The organism is Vibrio sp. Vb1729 (assembly GCF_033338655.1).
Classification (GTDB): domain Bacteria; phylum Pseudomonadota; class Gammaproteobacteria; order Enterobacterales; family Vibrionaceae; genus Vibrio; species Vibrio alginolyticus.
This window is the reverse complement of the sequence record NZ_JAWOTB010000044.1, coordinates 85239-107077: the sequence shown is the minus strand read 5'-3', so window position 1 is coordinate 107077 and position 21839 is coordinate 85239. Positions and strand designations below refer to the sequence as shown.

Below are 21839 nucleotides of genomic sequence, written 5' to 3'. Positions count from 1 at the left end.
TACAATGGCTTACGATCCCGTAAAAACCGCTGTGATTGGTTACGGATATTCAGCAAAAACGTTTCATTTACCCTTCATTAAATCGCTACCAAATTTAACGCTGAGCGCGATAAGCTCTCGTCAACAGGAGGCGGTTCAAAATGATTGGCCAGATGCTAAGTGGTTTTCTGATGCGAATACTTTACTCGATGATAGTGATGCAGAGCTCGTAATCATTACTGCGCCAAATGACGTACATTACGAACTTTCAAAGCGTGCGTTGAACAATGGGAAACACGTCATCGTCGAGAAACCGTTTGTTACTCGGATAGAAGACGGTAATGAACTTATCGCATTAGCCGAAGAGAAAGGTCTGGTGCTGAGCGTTTTTCACAATAGACGTTGGGATGGAGACTTTCTCACGGTTAAATCTCTTATCGAACAAGGTAAGTTAGGTGATATAAAGCTGTTTGAGTCACACTTTGACCGTTACCGTCCTGAAGTTCGTCAACGCTGGCGAGAGCAGGCTCAAGATGGCGGTGGTATTTTATTCGACCTTGCTCCTCATCTTCTCGATCAAGCATTGGTGTTGTTTGGCTTGCCAGATGCGATAGACGCACAATGTCGAATGATGCGCCCGGGTGCGACGACGATTGATTATTACAACTTGATACTTCATTACCCTGAGCATATTGTGCACTTGCATTCAAACTTGTATAGCCCAGAGCCGAATCTCCGCTACAAAGTATTGGGTACGGAAGCTAAATATGAAAAGTTTGGATTAGATCCTCAAGAGGGCTACTTAAAAGAAGGCCGTTTGCCGGAAAACGATGCTTGGTCGGAAGAAGATGAGGCGTTATACGGCGTCCGTTACGACGAAGACGGTGCGCAAACTATCAAAACGGAGAGAGGCGCGTACCAAGCTTACTTTGTTGGTGTGGCAGACGCCATTCGCTTGGGCACTGATAACCCGGTCCCTGCCGCTCAAGCAGTACAGAATATCGCTCTGATTGAGATGGCATTGGAAAGCAGTAAAACGGGTAAAACGATTCAGGTGAAACCATGAGTTTGACGCTTGAACTCGTGGCCCGGCAAGAGCATGAACTTCAGTCGGCGGAATTTAATCACCATATTGCGTGGTCTATCGGCCTCGCTCTAAAAGAAGAGGCTGAAGCTCGCGGCGCGGCTATTGCTATTGAGGTTTACGGCTTTGGACAAACGCTATTTCAATACGCGATGGCAGGAACCTGTGCTGATCATTTAGATTGGGTCCGTAGGAAGCGAAACTCAGTATTGAGGTATGGCCACAGCTCTTACTATCTTTCTCTGTACAACAAGCAAAAGCAACGTGATTTCGAAAATCAGCCTCATCTCGATGCTCGTGAGTACTGTGCTCATGGTGGCGCGTTCCCAATTCGGCTTTCTGGGTCTGGTTTGGTTGGGGTTGTGACGGTATCGGGTTTACCGCAGTTAGATGATCATCAGCTAGTTGTGGATATATTAAAAACGATGACAGAGACAAAACCCTCTTAAACGCCAAATATGAAAGTAGCACGGTTTCTTTATCGTGCTACTGAATTCTCTTTTTAGCTCATAAAGTGTTCTTTAATGTGAGCAAATATTAACATTGATCCCAACTTACTACCTGAAAATCAAATCAATTTCATATAACCTATACGCTCATTCATATAGAAAGCCTTCAAAGTTGGCCATTGGCAATGTCTTTTAGAAGAAAAGAAAAACTCAATCTTAGAAATCTTATTGTCACCCTATGTGTGTTCAGTGTGCTTGTCACTTTGATCAACGCATTCTACTCGATTTATCGTGTTCAAAGGGATCTCATCATCAATAACACGTTAGAATCAAACCGTGTTTACGCCCAAAAAATGTCTGAAATGACAGACTCTTTCATAGAAAGCTCAATGTCGCAGCTAAAATACAGTGCGAACGTGCTAAAAGACAAGATGCATGACGCTCAGCTTCTTGATAAAGAGGCTGAGAGATTAAGAACGCAAACCAAATCATTTAACTCTGTGGTTGTCGTTAATGCAAAAGGGGTTATTATTTCTGTATCCCCTGAAACACTTCAGGTGAAAGGTGTAAGGTTAGTGGGTGAAAGAAAACGCCAGTCTTTAAACGCTCAAGCACCGGTTGTTACTGAACCATTTATATCGCCAGCTGGAAATTACTTGTTAACCATCTCATACCCTATATTTTCTCAATCTAATGAATATTTAGGTTATATCGGCGGCACTATTTATCTAGAAAAAGAAAATATTCTTGCAGAGTTACTCAGCCAGCACGCATACAAAGATGGTTCTTTCCTTTACGTTGTCGATGAGAGTAACACTCTGATTTATCACCCAGATCAGTCGAGAGTTGGTGAAGTAATCGACGATAATGAGGCAATCAAAGCGGTGACGATGGGGCAGAGCGGTAACAAAGAAATTGTTAACTCTCGCGGCGTCGAAATGCTTGCTGGTTATGCACCAGTAAAGTCATCAGGATGGGGAATTGTTGCTCAGCGCCCGAAATCGATGACGTTATCTGTGCTAGATGAACAGATGTGGAATGTTTTCCTTAAGTCGATTCCAATTGGTTTATTAACTTTGTTACTAATTTGGTTCTTGTCCCTTCTTATTTCTAGACCACTTTGGCAGTTAGCTGGTGCTGTGCGAGGTGTCGAAGAACATTCATCATCTATCGATGACCTCAAACTGGTTAAGTCTTGGTATTTTGAGGTCTCACATTTGAAGCTTAGTTTTCTTAAAGCATTTGGTATCGTGTCAAAAACCATTGATAAGCTGCAACTGGATACATTAACAGATTCGATGACTGGATTATTGAATCGACGTGGATTAGATAAAGTTCTTGGTTTGTTTAAGCAGGAAAATACCGCGTTCTCTGTTTTGGCGCTAGATATTGACCACTTTAAGAGCGTAAACGATAACTATGGCCATGACGTGGGTGACAACTTACTTAGAGAGTTTGCGCAGTTAATGAAAGACCAAGCTCGCTCTAATGATCACCTGTGTCGTTCTGGCGGTGAAGAGTTTATGATGTTTTTGGAAAAAACAGACGTAAACCACGCTATGGATGTTGCAGAGCGTATTAGACACAACGTGGAACAACATGACTTTCAGGTGGTTGGTAAGGTCACGGTTTCGTTGGGCGTTTCTCACTGGAAAGGCAATGACACACCAATTGAAGCGGTAATGAAAGACGCCGATAATGCACTGTATAAAGCGAAACATAATGGAAGAAATAGAACGGAGTTGGGTGACGACGCACAATAGATATTGCGCTTTATGCTGAACATAAAACTAGCCAGTGACTAACCTTTGCTGTTAATCGCTGGCGTAACCGCTACCAATTGCGCGAAACGGCAAGTTTAGCTCTAACTCTGGAATTTGTTTACCCACCCAAGCCGGAAATGTATTGCTATTTGGCCCTGGAAACAGCGTATATTCTTCAGCCCAAGGGTATTGGTTAATAACACTTTGTATTTTAGGTATAAGCTGGCGGGCCTTTTCACCTTGTATGGAGAGGATCTTTTCTGGTTTTGCACCATACCAATATCGATCTGGCGTCCCAGTTTGGTACTGATATAGAGCGGGTTGTCCGCGATTCACTCTCCAGCCGACTACTTCATACACTGTATATTCGTTCGCATTTTCAGGCTTTATTGCAAACCATGTATGAACAGCAAACCAGCCTCGCCAACCAAACGCGTCTGCGGCGTAAAACTCAATCACAGCATGCTTAACATTAGAAGGGTCGGGTGCGATACCCGCAGGTTCTCTGCTAGCAGTACGCCAATCTCCTTGAGTGCATCCACCCAGCATAACCGCGATTGACATGAACCCAATTTTTACAAGGTGAGTAAAGTTGAGAAGGTCTTTCATTTATTGCTCCTAGACCAACCGATGTTGGTAACGCTCTACTGATTTTAGCTATAAAAACGTGGCAAGTCTGATTGTTGAAATCCTCTCCTTATTAAAAGAGAGAGGGAAGTTAGTGCCATAATTCCAGTTCATACGTAATAATAAGGTAAGCCGATTTGTAACATGTGGCATAGACGATGCCGTATTTCTCGAACTATTCGTCTAGTTGCGTATGAAAAAGTAAGAGGTTGTATGTATTCCTTACACGGTCTCATGAATTAAAAGCATAAAAAAACAGAGGTTTACAGTGGCCTTTGACTGGTTGAGTGAGTTTGGGACCCTCACATTGTCTCACATTTGCTTGTTTTGGACGGAATTTTCATCGCTCATCTTTTTGCGCGTTTAGAGTCAGCGTTCAGCTATGGCACAATAGGCGCTCACAGAACAAGTGCTGTTTGGTCATGCAAATAGCAGAAAAATAACTAGAAATAGAATAATTAATGTTTAAATCAAAAAGTATACTCGCATTAAGCATGTTCGCATTTAGCTGTTTTGCCAATCAAGATAGCGAACCAACGTCCGTTGTGCTGAACTATGGTGACTCCTCCATCAGTACTGATATTCAAGCCAATCGAAAATTTCATGTTGTCCGAGACAATGAAAGTGAGCACGTAGAATTTTCCGGCGGAATCACAAAGGAGTATTCCGATTACATTGTGAATATTCATATCATAAGAAAAAGCAATATACGCAGATCAAGCCGAGAGCTGAATACAACCGTATTGATGAACAGTGATCAGATTGGGAAGCCTTTAGTGATTGGCATTGAAAATAATGAGTTCACTAGTATCACTTTGCGTTAATGCTTAGTATTTATTGAATAGGAATGAGGAAATTGATGCTCTCAATACGCTGCTATCGCACCGAGGATGCCCCAACACTGTGGGCACTCTTTTACCATACTGTGCGAATCATTAATCGTCGCGATTACACGGAATCACAAGTTTCCGCTTGGGCACCATCAGATTTTGACCTCGATGTGTGGCAACGCAAAATGGACGATATTCAACCCTATGTCGCGGAGATAGAAGGGCAGGTCGTTGGCTATTGTGATTTGCAAGGTGACGGCTTGATTGATCATTTCTTTTGCCATCATGAATACCAAGGACAAGGTGTTGGTCGTGATTTGATGTCTTTTCTTTTTTCACAGGCGAAAGTACAGGGGATAAAACGACTGTATTCTGAAGTGAGTATTACCGCCCGACCTTTTTACGAGAAAATGGGTTTCACAGTTAAGTCTCGACAACGTGTTGAGGTTAGGGGAGAAACCTTAACTAACTTTATGATGGAAAAGTATATTTAACTTAAATAGTGAGCATTTAGTGAGCTTGAACACAGATATAAAATGTTTTCCAATGTGAAAGCGAGTTCATTGATCTCGCACCAATGTTTTGTTTGAAAACAGTGTACATAATCTTCTCTGGAACGCCATTACCGCATTTCGTCTCTGAAGGCTTAAAAACAGTCTGAAAGTTTTGGTTTTGCGGCGGGTAATAGCGTTCCAAACGCCAAATGTGTCTGGCTAACCATCTCAGGAAGAGAAGTAGTACTATGCGCCCTTATCTCAAATACGTTGTTCCAACATTGATACCATTGCTTGTTTGGTTAATGCCTCTCTCTGCGTTCCCATTTGATGGCATTACTATCATCCAGCAAAGAGTGATTGCAATCTTCTTGCTTGCCGCACTTTGCTGGGTATTCGAGCCAATTCCAATCTACGCCACGTCGGTTGTGATCATTGTCCTAGAGCTATTGCTTGTATCAAATAAAGGTATTGTGCTCTTTCGTTTGCAAGAAGGGCAGCCACATTTTGGTGAGCTATTACAATACAACGAGATAATGGCGACCTTCGCTAGTCCGATTATCATGCTCTTCCTCGGCGGTTTCTTTTTGGCTATGGCGGCGACAAAGTACAGGTTAGATGTCAACTTAGCCCGAGTGTTACTCAAACCATTTGGACAAAAACCAAAGTTCGTTATGCTGGGGTTGATGCTGATCACCGCTGTTTTTTCCATGTTTATGTCAAACACCGCAACAACAGCGATGATGTTGTCCATTTTAACCCCTGTGATAGCGGTTTTCGGGCCTAAAGACCCAGGTCGAATTGCATTCGCTTTGTGTATTCCTGTTGCGGCCAACATTGGTGGCATTGGTACTCCAATCGGCACGCCACCGAATGCCATCGCCCTAAAATATTTGGTTGGTGACAACTTAATTACGTTTGGTGAATGGATGGTATTTGGTGTGCCATTCGTTATCGTGATGATGGCGTTAGCCTGGTTTCTGATTGGCTTTTTGTATAAAGCCGAACAAACCACCATCGATCTGAACATTAAAAGCAAGTTTTTGAAAACACCCAAAGCAATAATGGTTTACGTCACCTTTGCCGGCACGATTATTCTTTGGTTGATGGGTTCTGCACATGGAATGAATTCTTACACAGTAGCATTAATTCCGGTCGCAGTGTTCTCATTGACGGGCATCATCAACAAAGAAGACTTGAAGAAAATCTCTTGGGATGTGCTTTGGTTGGTGTCAGGCGGTATTGCTCTGGGTCTTGCTCTAGATAAAACCGGGCTTGCGAAGCTGGTGGTACACAGCATTCCGTTTGATCAGTTCTCGCCATATGTTGTCTTGTTTGGTGCGGCTTTCTTGTGCTTGTTAATGGCAAACTTTATGTCGCATACAGCCACCGCAAACTTGCTGATGCCGATTATGGCTGCGCTGGGTACTTCTATGGCTTCGCTAACGCCTCTCGGCGGTGAAGTTACTCTGATCTTGGTCGTGACATTTGCCGCTTCACTCGGTATGTCGTTACCAATCAGTACGCCACCAAACGCGTTAGCTCATGCAACAGGGCATGTCGAGAGCGGCCAAATGGCTCGTATCGGTGCCGTGCTAGGCGTGATTGGCGTATTACTCAGCTTTGTGATGGTGTGGATTTTACATACTGTTGGGCATATTGGATAACCCACCATGTACGAAACGAAGTTAGACGCGTTAGTACAACGCTATTTTAATCACCTTGAACGCCGATTAACAGTTTTATCCGGGTCGGTGCTTATTGAGCAAGCTGGCTACAACGATCGCTTGTACTATGTGCTGTCGGGAGAACTGGCGGGCTATTACGCGGAAGATGACAAGAAACCGATTCAGGTATTTTCTGCATCTCAAGGTGCGTTTATTGGCGTACATAGTTTCTTTTCTGGTACGTGGACTGCCTCTTCGACAGTGATTGCTCAAACCGATGTTGAATTGGCTTGGATACAGCGCGATACGCCCGCCGTGGAAGAAGCGACATACGGACCATTGACGACACAATTTATGCCTGTGATGGTTAACGAATTATCTCGTCGTCAACGGCGCGCAATGCAAGAGGCATTGGCTAAAGAAAAAGCACTACAAAAGCTTCATACCGCAGAGCAAATGACAACGTTGGGGCAGCTTGCAGCGGGTATTGCTCATGAGTTGAACAATGCGATAGGCGTTGTAAGCAGTAAATCAGAACGACTAGAGACAGTTATCATGGAACTGCTTGAAGAAGTTCATCCGGAAGCGAGTCAATTTTTTGATTTTGGTTTAATGCAAGGGCAGAAAGTCTCTTCTAGCGAAGCGAGAAAGCGGGGGCGCCACTTCGAAAAATACTACGGTTTAACCAAGGAGGTTGCTCGTGATCTTGCACGTGCCGTTCCAAATAATTTCCTTTCGGAACATTGGCTAAAAAGACCAGAAGAAGCGATACGTTTCTGGCAAATGGGACGAGATCTCCATGACTTACGCATCGCCTCTAAACATACCGTTGGCATTGTACGATCCGTAAAACAATTGGGGCGCACGGATATCGACTTGGATGAAGCGATTAACATCAATGATTCAATCAATCGCGCCTTGGCTCTATTGCAAAGTGACTTAAGACGAGTGAGTGTTCGTTTTAGCCCTGCGGATTTACCTGCTTTTATTGGTTCTCAAACCGAACTCGTCCAAGTTTGGGTAAATATATTAAAGAATGCGTGCGATGCACTTGGTGAAACGGAGAAACCCGGTATCGAAATACATACTCGGGAGAGTAAGGGTAAAATTTTGGTCACGTTTGCTAACAACGGACCAGAAATTGATGAAGCGACACGTAGAAAAATTTTCCGGCCAAACTTCACCACTAAAAAGGGGGGCTTGTCGTTTGGTTTAGGGTTAGGTCTGTCGATTGTAAAGCGCATTATCGCCGGATATAACGGCTCTATTGTGGTAAAGAGCGACAGTGAAAAAACGATTTTTAGAATCAAGTTACCAGTAGAGGGTGAACATGGAGAAGCTTAATGTAATTTGCGTTGATGACCAACGAGAGGTACTAAGCGCGGTTCTACAAGATTTAGAGCCGTTAAATCAATGGTTGAATGTCGAAGACTGCGAATCAGCAGGTGAGGCTCTAGAACTGATGGATGAATTTGATGCAGAAGGCGAGATGATCGCATTGATTATTTCCGATCATGTGATGCCAGGTAAAACGGGAGTAGAACTGCTGACCGATGTATCAAAAGACGGTCGTTTTGGCTTTACGAGGAAAGTGCTTCTTACCGGGCAAGCGACGCACACCGATACGATTAATGCGATCAACTCCGCAGGCATTGACCGCTACTTTGAAAAACCATGGCAAGCAAGCCAATTAATAGAGTGCGTTAGAAACTTGGTGACCCAATATATCTTTGATGTGGGCTTAGATTACACTCAGTATCACGAGCATTTAGATCAGAGTGTGGTGTTTGAACGTCTACGTTAATCGGGGGACATTAAGCTTGTTTTCGTCACGGCCAGTTAGTGTCTGAAATCTATAGTGAATAGTTCAACATGTTTAACGTGGCCGTGCGGAATATTGCTATAGTATGCTTAACTCAACGAATAGCGGCTTGCACTGGCAACAGAAAGTGGCTTAGAGAACCAATAACCTTGCAGATAATCGACGCCCATTTCGGTAAAAAATTCACACATTTTGGCGTCTTCAATTCCCTCAATCACTACTTCAATATTATTTTCCTGGCACATAGTGATAAGAAACTTCAGATATTCTTGTGAAGAGCGGTTGGTTAGTGTTTTCCACGCCATCGACCTATCAATTTTGATTTGTGTCATCGGGAGGTCGAAGAAGCTATTTAATGAACTGTAACCCGATCCAAAGTCATCCAGAGAGAGTGCAAATCCTAGTTCCCTGAGGGTATTCAGAGGGGCAATGGCTGTCTGATTATTATCCAAAATAAACGTTTCTGTTAGTTCCAAAACAATAGACTCAGGATCGACACCAACCTCATCCGCCATGGCTTTAATTCGCGCAGGGAATTCACTGTTCATTAACTGAAGTACTGAAACATTCACGTTGACACGAACTTGGTTTTGGTAACGCTCACGGTAGTTTTTGATAAATTCACACGCTTTGGCAAAGACTTGATATCCGAGTTCGACAATCAAACCTTTGTTCTCTGCCACGGGGATGAATTCGTCTGGATAAATTTCGCCAAACTCTTTGCTACGCCAGCGAACCAGAGATTCGAAGCTCACCACTTTTGAGCTTTTGGCGTCAATAATTGGCTGAAACTTAACGCTTAATGTCTGTTTTTCTAGTGCACTTTTTAGACCTTGCTCAATAAAGAAATAACGGTCTACGGCATGCTGAGTTTTCTCACTGTAAACCGCAACACGGTCTTTATTCTGCTCGCTTGCGTACTGACAAGTTCGTGCTGCTTTACGTAATATTTCCTCTGCTGAGTGACTTGGATCTATGCAAGGATACAAACCAATACTAATGTTACTTCCTAAGTATTGGCCCTCTTCAATCACTGCCTCGTGGTAGGTTTCCTTTAAACTTTCGGCATAACTTTGCAGCGTTTCTACCGAGCATTCATCGTGAATCAAAATCGCAAAGTCATCATCATGTACGCGATATACAGAACTATTTGGAGAAGGTAGGTGACTGAGAGTTTGTAGCAATTTTTCCACTAACCCATCGACCAACTCGCTGCCATATTGATTTAAGTAAGATTTAATCTCTTCTATCTGAATGTAACAGATAGATGCACAAGAATCAGTGGCTCGCACACTATCTTCAATATCCAGCAAGAGATGGGCGCGATTAGCCATACCTGACGCATTGTCATGAAATGCGACTTGATGAATATAGCTTTCCATCAGCTTGCGTTCAGAAATATCACGGTGGCTACCAACCATATAATGACCATGTTCTGTTTCTTTGGTCATGGCTACGCCTTCAATCCAGACGTACTGTCCATTGGGTTTACGCACGCGGTAGGTCGTTGTGACCCTCGTGTTGTTGGTAATGATGTGAGCATCGACCCGAGTGGAGAGTCTTTCTCGATCGAGAGGGTGAACAAGGTCTAACCATTGCTCTAAGCTGATTCGACCAGCGTTGATACCAAGCTGCTCATAAAAGCCCTTGTTATAAAATACCATGGTGCCAAACTCATCCATGTAAAAGAGGCCTTCGTTAAATACATCGAAGATATGAATGAATCGTTCTTCGACGATTTTTAGGAACTCTCGGTCACTATCTGAGACTTGTTGGTCAAATATGGTGGTCAAGATATTTCCTCCTCGAGCCTTTTAGCATCAGAGATGAGTGTTGGGGTTGATAACATAGAGTTGATCTGCTGGCGTACATTACAATCACAAAAGTGTCAGTTCAAATTGTTTGGCTATCATTTTATGCGCTACTAGGTTAATAACATACTAAGATTAGGCGGCTAATCATCGACATTTATAAAAAATAGTCAACAGTAAAAATCATTTATAAAATACAGTTATTGATGCCGTCCGCAATCTATAAATATTTATGAATAATTATCCTAAAGTTATTTTCAGTTGTGTCGGTATCAATGTGTTGTTTTCTAACGTCATTTGTATATATGTTATCTTGGATAAAACCATAATAACAAAAAGGACTTAATGAGCGCGACCGATTATTAATTGACAGGATGCTCATTAATTGTAATCAATTCAAATTTATTATCACGCCAAGTAATCAAATCTCTTATAATGCGGACGTTAATATCGAGTAAGCCTTCTTTATATGCAGTACGATCCGAAAAATTCAATCAAAATTGCGCTCGCTGATATCGGCGTTGGTATGTTTGTTACCGCGATAGAGCACAACAAGCGCGTCAATTTAGCCAATGCAGGGCGGATATCTAGCCCTGAAGGCATTAAGAAGCTTGCTACAAGTGGCGTAAAGTATGTTTGGGTAGATCAAACATTATCTTCGCAGCAGTGTGTCTTCAAGCCTGTAGATGAATCAACTGATGCCACTAAAGAGACGAGAGAGCAGAAACACTCAGATTTTAAGAGGGGTCAACGAACTTATCGTTCGAGAGACATCCAACACAAGCGAGCCAAAAAGCTGATCGCCGAAGCAAAAGATTTGGCGCAGAAACTATTGAATCAAACTTTTGAAGGAAAAATCATTGAAGTTGATGAAGTAGAAGCTTGGGCTGACGATGTCATTGAAAGTGTTTTGATTGACTCAGATGCGTTGCAGTGTGTCTCTGCACTCCGAAAAAAAGACTCTTACTTATTGGAACACTCCGTCAATGTCGCTTGTCTTTTAGTGTCATTCGGTAAGTACTTGGGCTTGGATAAGCCAACGCTAAAACAGCTTGCTGTAGGTGGCATTATTCATGATGTAGGTAAAATTAAAGTCGATGATAAGATCTTGCACAAGCCAGCGAAGCTAACGCCTGAAGAATTTGAACATATGAAGCTACATCAAGTGTTCGCAGGTGAGATTATCCTTCACGTAAAAGGACTTAGTGACGTAAGCCGTGATGTTTGTTTGATGCACCACGAGAAGTTAGATGGCAATGGTTATCCTAGAGGCTTGAAGGGGGAGGAGATTCCAATTCACGGCCGTATGAGCTGTATTGTAGATATCTACGATGCGCTAACGGCTGATCGCTGTTACAAAAAAGGCATGAGTTCTGCCGAAGCGTTTAAAATCTTGTTGAGTCTAACGCCATTTCATTTAGACGCCGACTTAGTTTACAAATTCATTAATTGCATTGGGATGTACCCCGTAGGCTCTATTGTCGAGTTGAACGATGGGCGTGTTGGTATTGTTTGGTCTTCAAATGAATCTCAAGCATTAAAGCCAGAAGTGAAATGTTTCTACTCCCGCAAGTATAAACGATACATTGATGTCACGATGGTGGATTTAAAAACGAGTGCGTACAAAATTGAAAGAGCGATAGCGCCTTCATCGTTAGAGATCGATCCTAAGCCTTTTTATGATTAAGAGAAATAGATAAGCTTATACAACAGGCTTTACATCCTTGCATGTAGGTCGTATTTTATTTGCATAACTATCTATTAATTTTTTCTAAGTTATTTAGATGTAAGATGGTTATTAAGACCTCGGCTTCATGGATAGAAACCGGGCGATAAAATAGTTCTATACACAATGGGCTATAAACCTCATTTTTCTGGAAGGGATGCCAATGCAAATAGATACATGGATTTTTTACACTCTTGCCATTCTCGTGCTCACTGCTTCACCAGGACCAAGCTCACTGTTGTGTTTGAGTAAAGGAGTGAGTAGTGGGTTTCGTATTGCTTTCATGACTGCACTTGGCAGTTTGTCTGCGATTACGATCATCCTTACGCTCTCATTTACCGGGCTGGGAGTTGTCATTGCTTCATCTGAGTTAGTTTTTAATATTATCAAATGGTGTGGTGCCGCTTATTTAATCTGGTTAGGTATTCAAGCGTTGCGCTCATCTCAGACAGATTTTAATAAAACGGCAACGACTCAAAGTTCCGCGACAGCGTTCAGCGCGTTCACTAGTGGTTTCATTGTTGGCGCTAGTAACCCCAAAGCGATAGTCTTTTTCACCGCTTTGTTTCCTCAATTCATTGAACCTTCCGCACCGCTACTGGCTCAATACGCGATTTTCGCGTCTACATTTGTGGTTTTTGAGCTTAGCTGGCTAACATTTTATGCATTGTTAGGGGTAAAAGCCTCTGATTGGTTGTTTGTCGCTGGAAGAGCGAAGTTGTTCAATCGTTTGACTGGTGGAGTATTTATTGGTGCTGGCGTGATGTTGTCGACGGCAAACCGATAAATAAGACAGACTTCGGTACGCAGTTAGGTTTTCCCATATAGTAAGTTGGAATGCGCTAATTTAGCTTTGTCTTATTTCCAGAATGGAAATAGACGTTTTGTTTATTTTCATTAGTGGCAACAGCCAAGCAGGAGTAAAATCACGTTACTCTTTAGGGGTAGAGCTCGTATTTTGTCTTGTGGGCTTGTGGTTACTTTGTAGGAATATCTTAGATGACAAGCCTTTCTAAACTACAACAACGTTTTCTAGATATCGCGACCGACGTCCGTCTTTCTCCAAAACAGAAGTCGAGCTTTTTAGCTTTAGAGGCCGAAGCGTGCATTCCTTACATGACCGTATCTCCATCACTGAGACAAGCAATGGATGAAGGCATCATCTGCGATATGTTTGAAGGTCATGCACCGTTTAAACCTCGCTATGTGTTGCCTGATTACGCTAAATTTCTATCGCAAGGCTCGGACTATTTAGAGTTGTCTCCGGCTGATGATTTCGATGATGCGCTGAATATGCTTACCATCATTTACCATCATGTTCCTTCGGTAACGAACATTCCGGTTTACTTAGGTCAGTTAGATGATGTCTTGTTGCCTTACATAGGCGACCTAACAGAGAGCCAGATTTACAAAAAGTTAAAACATTTTTGGGTCATGCTGGATCGCACATTGCCAGATGCGTTTATGCATGTGAATGTCGGACCGACAGACAACATTATTTGTCGCACTGTTTTAAAAGTAGATGCGGAGCTCAAGCAGATCGCACCGAATCTCACCTTTATGTACGACGAGACAGTTACACCTGATGATTTACTTCGTCAAGCGACACAGAACATTTGTGAATGCAGTAAACCGCATATCGCCAATTACCCAATGCACGCGAAAGCCTACAACGGCTCACGCTTTGGTATTGTAAGTTGCTACAACTCGCTTCCATTAGCAGGTGGATCGAACACATTGGTGCGAATGAATTTAAAAGAAGTTGCAAAACGAGCATCAGACTGTAACGACTTCTTAAACAGTGCGTTGCCTTCTTACCATCGATTAATGGTCGAGCTCATAAACGCAAGAAGCACGCACTTGCATGAAAAATCGAACTTCTTTCAAGGCTTTTTGACGCAAGAAGGGTTGATAAAAGAGTCCTATTTCGCGCCAATGTATGGCGTGTACGGCATGGCCGAAGCGGTAAACCTTCTATTTGAAAAAGAAGGGCAAATAGGGCGATACGGAAAAAATGATCGAGCAAATACTTTTGCTCATGATGTTTCAGCAACACTGGCTAAACTGGTAGACTCAACCCCGGTGAAATATGGTTTAGATGGCAAAGCGCTCTTACATGCACAAGGCGGCATTAGCTTAGATCATGATGCTACGCCAGGTGTACGTCTGCCTTATGGTGCAGAGCCAGACCCTGTCACTTATGTACAAGCAACGGCGAAGCATCATCAGTATTATCGTGCGGGTATCAGCGATATTTTGACGATTGATGAAACGGTGAAATCTAACCCAGAAGCGATGTTCAATTTATGTAAAGGGGCACTAAATGCTGGTTATCGTGAGTTTACCGCGAATGTCACTTCAAATGACTTAATTCGCGTGACAGGCTACATGATCAAACTTTCAGATGTCGCGAAATATGATAAAGAAGGTTCGAGAACCAACACGACGTTTCTAGGTGCGGAAGCAGCAAAAAATACCAAAATTTTAGAACGCTCACCACGTGTGGTGAGTCATGAAGTAACACCGACTTACACGCAGGCATAAGTTCGGTTTAGGAAAGAACAAGATGTCTAGACGAAGTGGAAGCCTTTTGGCAAAAGTCACTCATATCCTTCCTTTCTCTTGTGTTGATGGGCCAGGAAATCGTCTAGTCATCTTTCTACAGGGTTGTAACTATCAGTGTTTGAACTGCCACAATCCTCACACGATAAACCATTGTAATCATTGTGGTGAGTGTGTGAGTGAATGTTCAGCAGGCGCATTGAAGTTCGACGAAAACAACAACGTTGTTTGGCTTAAAGAGGAGTGCACCCACTGCGATCATTGTATAGAGATATGTCAGAACCAATCTAATCCAAAAATTACTGACTACTCTGTAGTAACAATGCTCGATTTGATACGCAAACATCGCTTTTTCATCAGTGGTGTTACTGTATCCGGTGGGGAATCTACCTTACAACTTCCTTTCATTATTGAGCTGTTTAAAGGGATAAAACAAGATCCTGAATTACGGCACCTCTCTTGTTTCATCGACAGTAACGGTTCTTTAGCGGTTGCTGGTTGGCAGCGTATTCTCCCTTTTCTGGATGGCGCAATGATCGACTTGAAAGCGTGGCAGACGGAGACGCATCAGTGGCTAACTGGGCGTGATAATCATCGTGTATTTAAAACCCTTCATTACCTAGCTGAACACGAAAAATTGTACGAGGTCCGCTTACTGCATATTCCCCAAAAAAGTGATTTAGATATAGAAATCGTAGCAATTGGACGTTACTTGAGTACTCTTCCTGAATCGGTGCTTATCCGTTTAAATGCCTTTCAGCATCACGGAGTAATGGGGGAGGCGTTAACTTGGGATATGTGCTCTCATCATGATATCGAACGCTTAAAATCAGAGCTTCGATGCTACGTGAGTAACCCTATCACCGTGCCGACAGTACTCACGTAGTACCGTTGTTTATCTATGCTTACGCATCACAGGCATCTAAATCTAACATGGCGCAAGCGTCGAGTAATTGTTGCTGTAACCATTTTAAAGCGGGATCGTTTAAGCTCGCTTTGTTCCAAACGAGGCTGTAGGCTACTTGCCCGTAATCGAATGGAAGAGCTTGCTCAACCAAACCTTTTGCTTGCATTGCCGCTCTTGCCCAAAGCTTGGAGCATGTGAACAAGTAATCCGAGTGCTGACACATCACCGCAGCTGAACCAAAGTCGGCTACACGCATGGCCAAGTTTCGCTTTGAATGCCTTTGGGTGAGATTTTGCTCAAAATAAGGTTGTGACAGATCTTTATCATGAATACCGATGTGTCTTGCACAAAGGTAACTTTCAACAGATAAGGGTTGCTCAGCGAGTGGGTTCGATGCTCTCATTAAGCAAACCATTTCGTCTTTCAAAATGGTTTTCCATACCAAGTCTTTATTTTGTGTGGGTGGTTGGCTGAGATCGTGAGGAAGCAACAAAAAATCCACTTGACCTCTTGCTAATGCATCGAAACTCATTTCCTCTTTCGCATGGACATTCAAGTGCGCGTGATTGCTCAGTTGTTGGGACAAGTGCTGTAGAACTGGCGCAAAGAGCTCAAACGAACTTTCACGCATTGCTAATGAAAAACTACCTTGATAGTAAGCCGGATTAAAAGAGCCTTGATGTAATAACCCATTCATACTGGAGAGTATGCCATGGATTGATGGGCCTATATGCAGCGCAAATGCTGTCGGCACTAAGCGAGTGCCATCACGGTAAAAAAGGTCATCCTTTAGCGTTTCGCGCAACTGTCCGAGCGTTTTACTGACGCTCGATGGTGTTACACACAAGCGTTCTGCCGCAAGTGTGACGCTGTGAGTGGTTAACAACATATGTAAAACAGTTAGATGTTTAAGGCTTATACGCGAAAGAGCAATGTAGTCCATAAATAGCATGGTTTCTTATGATTTTTGGCAGTATATCAGCATGAAACAAATTTTTACTATTGTTTATCTCGGAAATACGCCTGTTTCTCTTTGAGCTCAATGCATTTGATGGGTTGCATAAGGATTGATGGTGCTTATAAGTCTAGAAATTTATCTTAGTTTTGTTGGACTTTAATGCTTTCATTTATTCAATTCTAAAGCTTCTATGTAATTTTAATCAATTTGGAGGAGTTGATTGATTTGTACACGAATTAAACTTGTTCCTTGTTAATTAAAATAGATATTGTTTTGTTGATTGTTTGGTGATTTACTCATGATCCCTCAGTAACAAAGGTATAAATAATTAATGGACGACCCCTTTAGTCGACAAAACCCTTCACCATATGTCTTCTTATTATTGGAGACATGCTCATGCTAGAACTTTTTATGCAACCAGAAGCTTGGGCTATTTTCGCCACTTTGTTTGCGCTTGAAGTTGTCTTAGGCGTTGATAACGTCGTTTTTATCTCTGTCTTATGTGAAAGACTGCCGCTGCACCAACGTAAGCTGGCAAGAAACCTTGGTATTGGTCTTGCTGTTATTGCTCGTATTGGTTTAGTGTTTTCAATCTCTTGGATCATGCAACTGACTCAACCACTATTTTCTTTGGCGAAACAATCGTTTACCGGAAGAGACATCATCATGATTGCGGGTGGTGCATTCCTCTTGGCTAAAAGCCTGAAAGAGTTGTGGAGTTGGTTAAATCACAACGAGTCTGCTCACTCAACTCACGCCCGTACTGGTTTAGCGGTAGTTCTGTTGCAGATTGTTGCCGTGGATGCTGTATTCTCGATGGACTCGGTGATAACCGCCGTTGGTTTGACAAGTGATGTCCCACTTATGGTCGCAGCGATTGTTTCGTCAGCTATCGTGATGGTCATGACAGCCGAAAAAATAAATAACCTGGTGTCGTGTTACCCTGGTTTTAAGACACTTGCTTTGTTATTCCTCGTTTTGTTAGGTGGTTTATTGATGGCAGAAGGCTTCGAAATTCATATCAACAAAGGTTATGTGTACTTTGCGATGGCATTCGGCTTAATTCTGGAACTTTGTCATATCCAGTTAAAAAACAAACAACGCCCGACTATTAAACGTCTTAGTCCGTTGCGAGTTCATCCAACGAGATTAGAAGCTCGTCAATAATAAAAGATATTGCCGCTCATATGAGCGGCATTTTTATATTCGTCATCACCTATTTTTGCTCTCTTTTTATTTTGTTGTCGTTTCGACAAAAAATCGCATTTGTTGTGAGGTTGAAGATTTTTTATATAGACCGCCCAACTAATATGAGTGAACGACAATAATGGATAAAATGATCGATGCGTTAGCAACCCATGGCTACTACATCTGGGATGATTTTCTTTCTGAACAAGAAGTGGCTCAATTACGAGACTGCATTCCAAGTAACTGGAAAAAAGCGCGTATTGGTCGTAATGACGATGTGACTCGTATTGAGTCAATTCGAAGTGACAAAATTCAATGGTTATCGCCCAATATGGGGCACGCGGTTACTTCTTACTTAGATAAGATGGAAGAAATACGCCAAGAAGTGAACCGTCACTTGTTTCTAGGACTTTTTGAGTATGAAGCTCACTTTGCCAAGTACGAGGAAGGGGATTTCTACCAAAAGCATCTAGATTGTTTTAAAGGTAATGAAAACCGTCGATTGACAACCGTTTTTTACATGAACGAATCTTGGACGGAAAAGGATGCAGGTGAATTGGTGGTTTACGATCTAAATGATAATAAGATAGCAACCATCCCTCCTCAATCAGGACGCTTACTTTTATTCTTATCTGAGCAATTCCCGCATGAGGTTTTACCGACCAATGCTGAGCGTTTCAGTATTGCAGGTTGGTTCAGAATCAATGGTGTGCGAGACAATGTACTTGATATTGCAAAATGATTGGTTTGCAACCTGCACAAAATCAGCAAAGGGCGTAGATACGCCCTTTATCGATTAAACATTAGTTGATAGCTCGTAACACTCGGTCATGTTTCGCTCTAGCACTGCATAGACGTCAGAACAAAGTTCTTGTTTAGCGACTTGCTCGCCCATAATCGCGGCGATTTGTGCTTGCGCCATTCGTCCTCGGTAGGGACGGTCCTGAGACAGAGCTTGAAAAACATCGGCAACCGCGACAATACGCGAAGGTACATCGAGTTCGTCTCCTGTTTTATGATAAGGATAGCCAGAACCGTCCAAACGCTCGTGATGATTAGAGGCCCACTCCGCTATTTTAGCGTTGGGAAACACTTTGTGTAATGCGAGCTGAGTATCAATTGTATGGCGTTTAATGCGCGTATACTCTTGTTTATTAAGAGAGCCTTCTTTATGAAGAATCTCATCTGGTGTTTTTAACTTTCCGATATCATGCACCAACCCAGTAATAAATAACATCTCTTGGTCGTGCTCACAGAACCCAAGCTTGATGGCTAGATACCGAGATAACTCCGCCACTTTTTGCGAATGTTGATAAGTAAATGGGCTTTTTGCGTCAACAATTCGAGCGATAAACATTCCCAAACTATTCATATCTTGGATGGTGAGCTGTTTTTGAAGCCAATCAATGCTTTTAAAGTTTAATCCGATGGTTTCTATATTTTCAGACTCCATCGCGAACCAAAATGCGTCGGTCATAACGAGCTTAACCATTGCCTTAGCCATGTCTGGATTAAACAAAGTTCCAGCGTTTGCCATGATGCATTCTGCAATTAGTTCTTCATGAAGTGTGACAATGTCACAGTGGCAGTTCATGACGTATTTGGAACGCATAAAATCGAGACGGTCGGCTAAATAGAGTAGGGCAGCGACCTCTTTTTCAAAAGGCGGTAAATCAAGATATTTTAGTTCACTCCAATGTGTATGGTGGTAAAGAACAGGTGTAGCAAACTGACGCAACAAACGACACTGCTTGAGGCTTCGGTATCCTCTTAAGCAATGTGTTTTTACATCTTGTGGCACCAACTCCTCAAGTAACATTTTATGTTCTTGTGTTTCGGAGACCCCACAATCGTGGATCATCCCTGCGAAGTAGCAAAACTCCGCTTTTTCTGGTTCCCAGTTCATGACCCGAGCACATTGGTAAGCGATGTAAGCGACACGATGGCTATGGTGCGTATCATCAACACCTACATAGTCGAGTGCTCGAGCAACCCAGATAAGTGCTTGTTTCAGATCGACTTCAAAGCCCATGTCCGTATGGGAATGGCAAGAATGATTCATGGTTTATACCGACATTGCTAATTAGCCCACGCTAAACCCAAATCAGAAGGTGATAGGAAAAATTGGGTACGACAGCGAATAGACCCCAAAAAGGTGGGCGTTTAGACATAGTTTTGATTATGGGCGGGATAATAATCCTAGTTGCATAATAATATCACCTGAAGCTCATGGTTAAGAGTCAGATATTTGAACTAAGTATAAGTTTTGAAAGATTATTGTTGCTCTTGTTGACTTATTTGAAAACGACAATAAATCATGATGTAACGCATTCTTATTTTTATTTTTGTAAATCGTGTTCGGGCTCAACCAGAGACACACGGTATTGATGTGTGATTAACAGAATTTATATTGTTGTTCTTGAAGGCAAAAAATAAGAAGACTTCTTCGAGGCTTGCTCTGTAACTAACAGAGTATTAGGTAAAGCAGCTTGTTAACAACATGACAATAGAGCGTCGTTGAAAATATTTTCTCTGTAGCTCATGTTGTTGAGGAAAGATAATAAAATGGTACGGCTTCCCAGCGATGTTAGCCTTTTTGGTGAGATAAGTTTATTGAAAATGTGTGATTGCAAAGTAAGCATAGGTGGTAAAAGTAGCTAGAATGATAGCTCTAAATGAAAAGGATTTCGTATGTTGAAGCATCGTTTATATCGGACTTACACCGCAGGGTTAAAAATAGCAGCCCTTATCCTTCCTATGCCGAGACCAACCTTGTTTTCCGGCCCTGGTTCGATGAATGAGCTATTAGAATCGATGGCCGAGCTGGGATTTAAACGCGTTTTGTTAGTTACCGACGAAGGGTTGGTCCAAGTCGGTATTGTAGATAAGGTGCTTGAGGCAGCAGCACAACTCGATTTACAGTTAGATGTTTTCTCGCAAGTTAAGCCCGATCCTACCTATGATCAGGTAGAGAGTGGTCTAGAGGCTTATCATCGTTTTCATTGTGAGGGCATATTAGCTTTGGGTGGCGGCTCTGCAATGGATTGTGCAAAAGTTATCGCTGCGAAAGTTACCAATAAACGGCCAATAAAAAAATTAGCTGGACTATTGAAAGTATGGCGAATGCCAGCGCCGCTTTTTGCTATTCCAACAACGGCTGGAACCGGAAGTGAAGTTACTATCGCTGCGGTCGTGTCAGATCCCTCCTCACACATTAAAACCCCTTTAATGGATCCAAAGTTGGTGCCACTAATGGCAGCTTTAGATGCGAATTTAATGATTGGTTTACCTCCTAAGATCACGGCTGATACTGGCGTTGATGCATTAACCCACGCTATTGAGGCCTATGTATCGAAAAACGCTACTCAAGAAACGATGGCTTATTCGGTTGCCGCTATTAAACTCATTTTTAAATATCTTCCTAGGGCTGTGATGCAAGGGGATGATGTCGAAGCTCGTCATAAAATGGCTATGGCATCCTATTACGCGGGTTTAGCATTTACCAAAGCGAGTTTGGGTTATGTTCATGCCTTTGCTCACACATTCGGTGCGAGATATGGAATACCTCATGGTATGGCAAACGGATTAGCCTTGTTGCCTGTGCTGCGCTTTTCATTATCAGAGATTGAGCCTCAACTAAGAAAGCTCGATGAGTTGACGGCCGAGGGGCAGTTAGGTAACGCAAGTGCTCAGCATTTTTTGGCGAATCTGGAGTCCTTGTTTTCAACTATTGATATTGAGCAAACCAGTGCGCTCATTCAACGTGAAGATGCTGATGCGCTTGTTGATTTAATTCTGAAAGAGGCGCACTGGAATTACCCTGTTCCCAAGTTCATGAACAGGGAAGAATGCACACAGTTATTGTTAAATATCAGCAGGGCGTAAATTATAGTTTACATGTGTGGTTTTTTATCCTTACACTTTGCTTGATCTTCTGCTAAAGATCCTACAATATCGACGGCAATACAAATA

Annotated in this window: 19 protein-coding genes; 15 read left to right on the top strand and 4 right to left on the bottom strand. The window is 42.5% G+C overall.

Annotation, left to right across the window (positions count from 1 at the left end; translation table 11 throughout):
• Nucleotides 1-4: 4 nt before the first annotated feature.
• From R7E29_RS17220 to R7E29_RS17210, 3 genes are all read left to right on the top strand, one after another.
• The gene (locus R7E29_RS17220) at nucleotides 5-1045 is read left to right on the top strand and encodes an oxidoreductase (protein ID WP_054576921.1); all 1041 of its coding nucleotides are present in this window, start codon (nucleotides 5-7) and stop codon (nucleotides 1043-1045) included.
• Nucleotides 1042-1512, top strand: coding sequence for a heme-degrading domain-containing protein (locus tag R7E29_RS17215; RefSeq protein ID WP_213904935.1), 471 nt, complete (start codon nucleotides 1042-1044; stop codon nucleotides 1510-1512). The genes R7E29_RS17220 and R7E29_RS17215 overlap by 4 nt, the downstream gene beginning before the upstream one ends.
• A gap of 185 nt (nucleotides 1513-1697) precedes the next feature.
• Nucleotides 1698-3275: a sensor domain-containing diguanylate cyclase gene (locus tag R7E29_RS17210; RefSeq protein ID WP_005389121.1), complete on the top strand. Its 1578-nt coding sequence runs from the start codon at nucleotides 1698-1700 to the stop codon at nucleotides 3273-3275.
• 51 nt (nucleotides 3276-3326) lie between these two features.
• On the opposite strand, the gene R7E29_RS17205 is transcribed toward R7E29_RS17210, so the two are convergent.
• On the bottom strand, nucleotides 3327-3884 hold the full coding sequence (locus R7E29_RS17205) for a DUF3750 domain-containing protein (protein ID WP_054574115.1): 558 nt from the start codon (nucleotides 3882-3884) through the stop codon (nucleotides 3327-3329).
• Nucleotides 3885-4363: 479 nt separating this feature from the next.
• Between R7E29_RS17205 and R7E29_RS17200 the strand changes: the two genes are divergently transcribed.
• From R7E29_RS17200 to R7E29_RS17180, 5 genes are all read left to right on the top strand, one after another.
• Nucleotides 4364-4726, top strand: a complete 363-nt coding sequence (locus R7E29_RS17200) for a hypothetical protein (protein ID WP_054576919.1) — start codon at nucleotides 4364-4366, stop codon at nucleotides 4724-4726.
• 35 nt (nucleotides 4727-4761) lie between these two features.
• Nucleotides 4762-5226: a GNAT family N-acetyltransferase gene (locus R7E29_RS17195; protein ID WP_017820619.1), complete on the top strand. Its 465-nt coding sequence runs from the start codon at nucleotides 4762-4764 to the stop codon at nucleotides 5224-5226.
• 248 nt (nucleotides 5227-5474) lie between these two features.
• The gene (locus R7E29_RS17190) at nucleotides 5475-6893 is read left to right on the top strand and encodes an SLC13 family permease (protein WP_054576918.1); all 1419 of its coding nucleotides are present in this window, start codon (nucleotides 5475-5477) and stop codon (nucleotides 6891-6893) included.
• Between the two features lie 6 nt (nucleotides 6894-6899).
• Nucleotides 6900-8237: an ATP-binding protein gene (locus R7E29_RS17185; RefSeq protein ID WP_054576917.1), complete on the top strand. Its 1338-nt coding sequence runs from the start codon at nucleotides 6900-6902 to the stop codon at nucleotides 8235-8237.
• Nucleotides 8224-8697 carry a response regulator gene (locus R7E29_RS17180; protein WP_005377744.1) on the top strand — a complete coding sequence of 158 codons (474 nt, stop codon included), beginning with the start codon at nucleotides 8224-8226 and terminating at the stop codon, nucleotides 8695-8697. The genes R7E29_RS17185 and R7E29_RS17180 overlap by 14 nt, the downstream gene beginning before the upstream one ends.
• Before the next feature lie 107 nt (nucleotides 8698-8804).
• Here the strand turns inward: R7E29_RS17180 and R7E29_RS17175 are convergent, their stop codons facing one another.
• Nucleotides 8805-10508, bottom strand: a complete 1704-nt coding sequence (locus R7E29_RS17175; protein ID WP_005377743.1) for a putative bifunctional diguanylate cyclase/phosphodiesterase — start codon at nucleotides 10506-10508, stop codon at nucleotides 8805-8807.
• A gap of 487 nt (nucleotides 10509-10995) precedes the next feature.
• On the opposite strand from R7E29_RS17175, the gene R7E29_RS17170 reads away from it, so the two are divergent.
• From R7E29_RS17170 to R7E29_RS17155, 4 genes are all read left to right on the top strand, one after another.
• Nucleotides 10996-12213: an HD-GYP domain-containing protein gene (locus R7E29_RS17170; protein WP_025766705.1), complete on the top strand. Its 1218-nt coding sequence runs from the start codon at nucleotides 10996-10998 to the stop codon at nucleotides 12211-12213.
• Nucleotides 12214-12415: 202 nt separating this feature from the next.
• Entirely contained in the window at nucleotides 12416-13039 is a 624-nt protein-coding gene (locus R7E29_RS17165) for a LysE family translocator (protein WP_005377741.1), read from the top strand.
• Nucleotides 13040-13251: 212 nt separating this feature from the next.
• On the top strand, nucleotides 13252-14796 hold the full coding sequence (locus tag R7E29_RS17160) for a YjjI family glycine radical enzyme (RefSeq protein WP_054576916.1): 1545 nt from the start codon (nucleotides 13252-13254) through the stop codon (nucleotides 14794-14796).
• 22 nt (nucleotides 14797-14818) lie between these two features.
• On the top strand, nucleotides 14819-15700 hold the full coding sequence (locus R7E29_RS17155) for a YjjW family glycine radical enzyme activase (protein WP_042522877.1): 882 nt from the start codon (nucleotides 14819-14821) through the stop codon (nucleotides 15698-15700).
• A 19-nt stretch (nucleotides 15701-15719) separates the two neighbouring features.
• Here the strand turns inward: R7E29_RS17155 and R7E29_RS17150 are convergent, their stop codons facing one another.
• Nucleotides 15720-16664: a LysR family transcriptional regulator gene (locus tag R7E29_RS17150; protein ID WP_042522879.1), complete on the bottom strand. Its 945-nt coding sequence runs from the start codon at nucleotides 16662-16664 to the stop codon at nucleotides 15720-15722.
• 411 nt (nucleotides 16665-17075) lie between these two features.
• Between R7E29_RS17150 and R7E29_RS17145 the strand changes: the two genes are divergently transcribed.
• Both R7E29_RS17145 and R7E29_RS17140 read left to right on the top strand, forming a co-directional pair.
• Nucleotides 17076-17846 carry a TerC family protein gene (locus R7E29_RS17145; RefSeq protein WP_042522881.1) on the top strand — a complete coding sequence of 257 codons (771 nt, stop codon included), beginning with the start codon at nucleotides 17076-17078 and terminating at the stop codon, nucleotides 17844-17846.
• Between the two features lie 160 nt (nucleotides 17847-18006).
• Nucleotides 18007-18609 carry a 2OG-Fe(II) oxygenase gene (locus R7E29_RS17140; protein WP_005377733.1) on the top strand — a complete coding sequence of 201 codons (603 nt, stop codon included), beginning with the start codon at nucleotides 18007-18009 and terminating at the stop codon, nucleotides 18607-18609.
• Nucleotides 18610-18663: 54 nt separating this feature from the next.
• Here R7E29_RS17140 and R7E29_RS17135 read toward each other — a convergent pair whose 3' ends face one another.
• Nucleotides 18664-19929 (bottom strand): HD domain-containing phosphohydrolase, encoded by a 1266-nt coding sequence (locus tag R7E29_RS17135; protein ID WP_054576915.1) that lies wholly within the window; start codon nucleotides 19927-19929, stop codon nucleotides 18664-18666.
• Between the two features lie 629 nt (nucleotides 19930-20558).
• Between R7E29_RS17135 and R7E29_RS17130 the strand changes: the two genes are divergently transcribed.
• Nucleotides 20559-21752 carry an iron-containing alcohol dehydrogenase gene (locus R7E29_RS17130; protein ID WP_213906456.1) on the top strand — a complete coding sequence of 398 codons (1194 nt, stop codon included), beginning with the start codon at nucleotides 20559-20561 and terminating at the stop codon, nucleotides 21750-21752.
• Nucleotides 21753-21839: the final 87 nt, after the last annotated feature.

Bases quoted from the DNA above. Each gene is read 5' to 3' on its own strand.
- R7E29_RS17170 (WP_025766705.1), top strand. From the start codon at position 10,996: ATGCAGTACGATCCGAAAAATTCAATCAAAATTGCGCTCGCTGATATC.
- R7E29_RS17145 (WP_042522881.1), top strand. From the start codon at position 17,076: ATGCTAGAACTTTTTATGCAACCAGAAGCTTGGGCTATTTTCGCCACT.
- R7E29_RS17215 (WP_213904935.1), top strand. From the start codon at position 1,042: ATGAGTTTGACGCTTGAACTCGTGGCCCGGCAAGAGCATGAACTTCAG.
- R7E29_RS17195 (WP_017820619.1), top strand. From the start codon at position 4,762: ATGCTCTCAATACGCTGCTATCGCACCGAGGATGCCCCAACACTGTGG.
- R7E29_RS17140 (WP_005377733.1), top strand. From the start codon at position 18,007: ATGGATAAAATGATCGATGCGTTAGCAACCCATGGCTACTACATCTGG.
- R7E29_RS17200 (WP_054576919.1), top strand. From the start codon at position 4,364: ATGTTTAAATCAAAAAGTATACTCGCATTAAGCATGTTCGCATTTAGC.
- R7E29_RS17155 (WP_042522877.1), top strand. From the start codon at position 14,819: ATGTCTAGACGAAGTGGAAGCCTTTTGGCAAAAGTCACTCATATCCTT.
- R7E29_RS17130 (WP_213906456.1), top strand. From the start codon at position 20,559: ATGTTGAAGCATCGTTTATATCGGACTTACACCGCAGGGTTAAAAATA.
- R7E29_RS17185 (WP_054576917.1), top strand. From the start codon at position 6,900: ATGTACGAAACGAAGTTAGACGCGTTAGTACAACGCTATTTTAATCAC.
- R7E29_RS17160 (WP_054576916.1), top strand. From the start codon at position 13,252: ATGACAAGCCTTTCTAAACTACAACAACGTTTTCTAGATATCGCGACC.
- R7E29_RS17165 (WP_005377741.1), top strand. From the start codon at position 12,416: ATGCAAATAGATACATGGATTTTTTACACTCTTGCCATTCTCGTGCTC.
- R7E29_RS17190 (WP_054576918.1), top strand. From the start codon at position 5,475: ATGCGCCCTTATCTCAAATACGTTGTTCCAACATTGATACCATTGCTT.
- R7E29_RS17205 (WP_054574115.1), bottom strand. From the start codon at position 3,884: ATGAAAGACCTTCTCAACTTTACTCACCTTGTAAAAATTGGGTTCATG.
- R7E29_RS17150 (WP_042522879.1), bottom strand. From the start codon at position 16,664: ATGGACTACATTGCTCTTTCGCGTATAAGCCTTAAACATCTAACTGTT.
- R7E29_RS17220 (WP_054576921.1), top strand. From the start codon at position 5: ATGGCTTACGATCCCGTAAAAACCGCTGTGATTGGTTACGGATATTCA.
- R7E29_RS17180 (WP_005377744.1), top strand. From the start codon at position 8,224: ATGGAGAAGCTTAATGTAATTTGCGTTGATGACCAACGAGAGGTACTA.
- R7E29_RS17210 (WP_005389121.1), top strand. From the start codon at position 1,698: ATGTCTTTTAGAAGAAAAGAAAAACTCAATCTTAGAAATCTTATTGTC.
- R7E29_RS17135 (WP_054576915.1), bottom strand. From the start codon at position 19,929: ATGAATCATTCTTGCCATTCCCATACGGACATGGGCTTTGAAGTCGAT.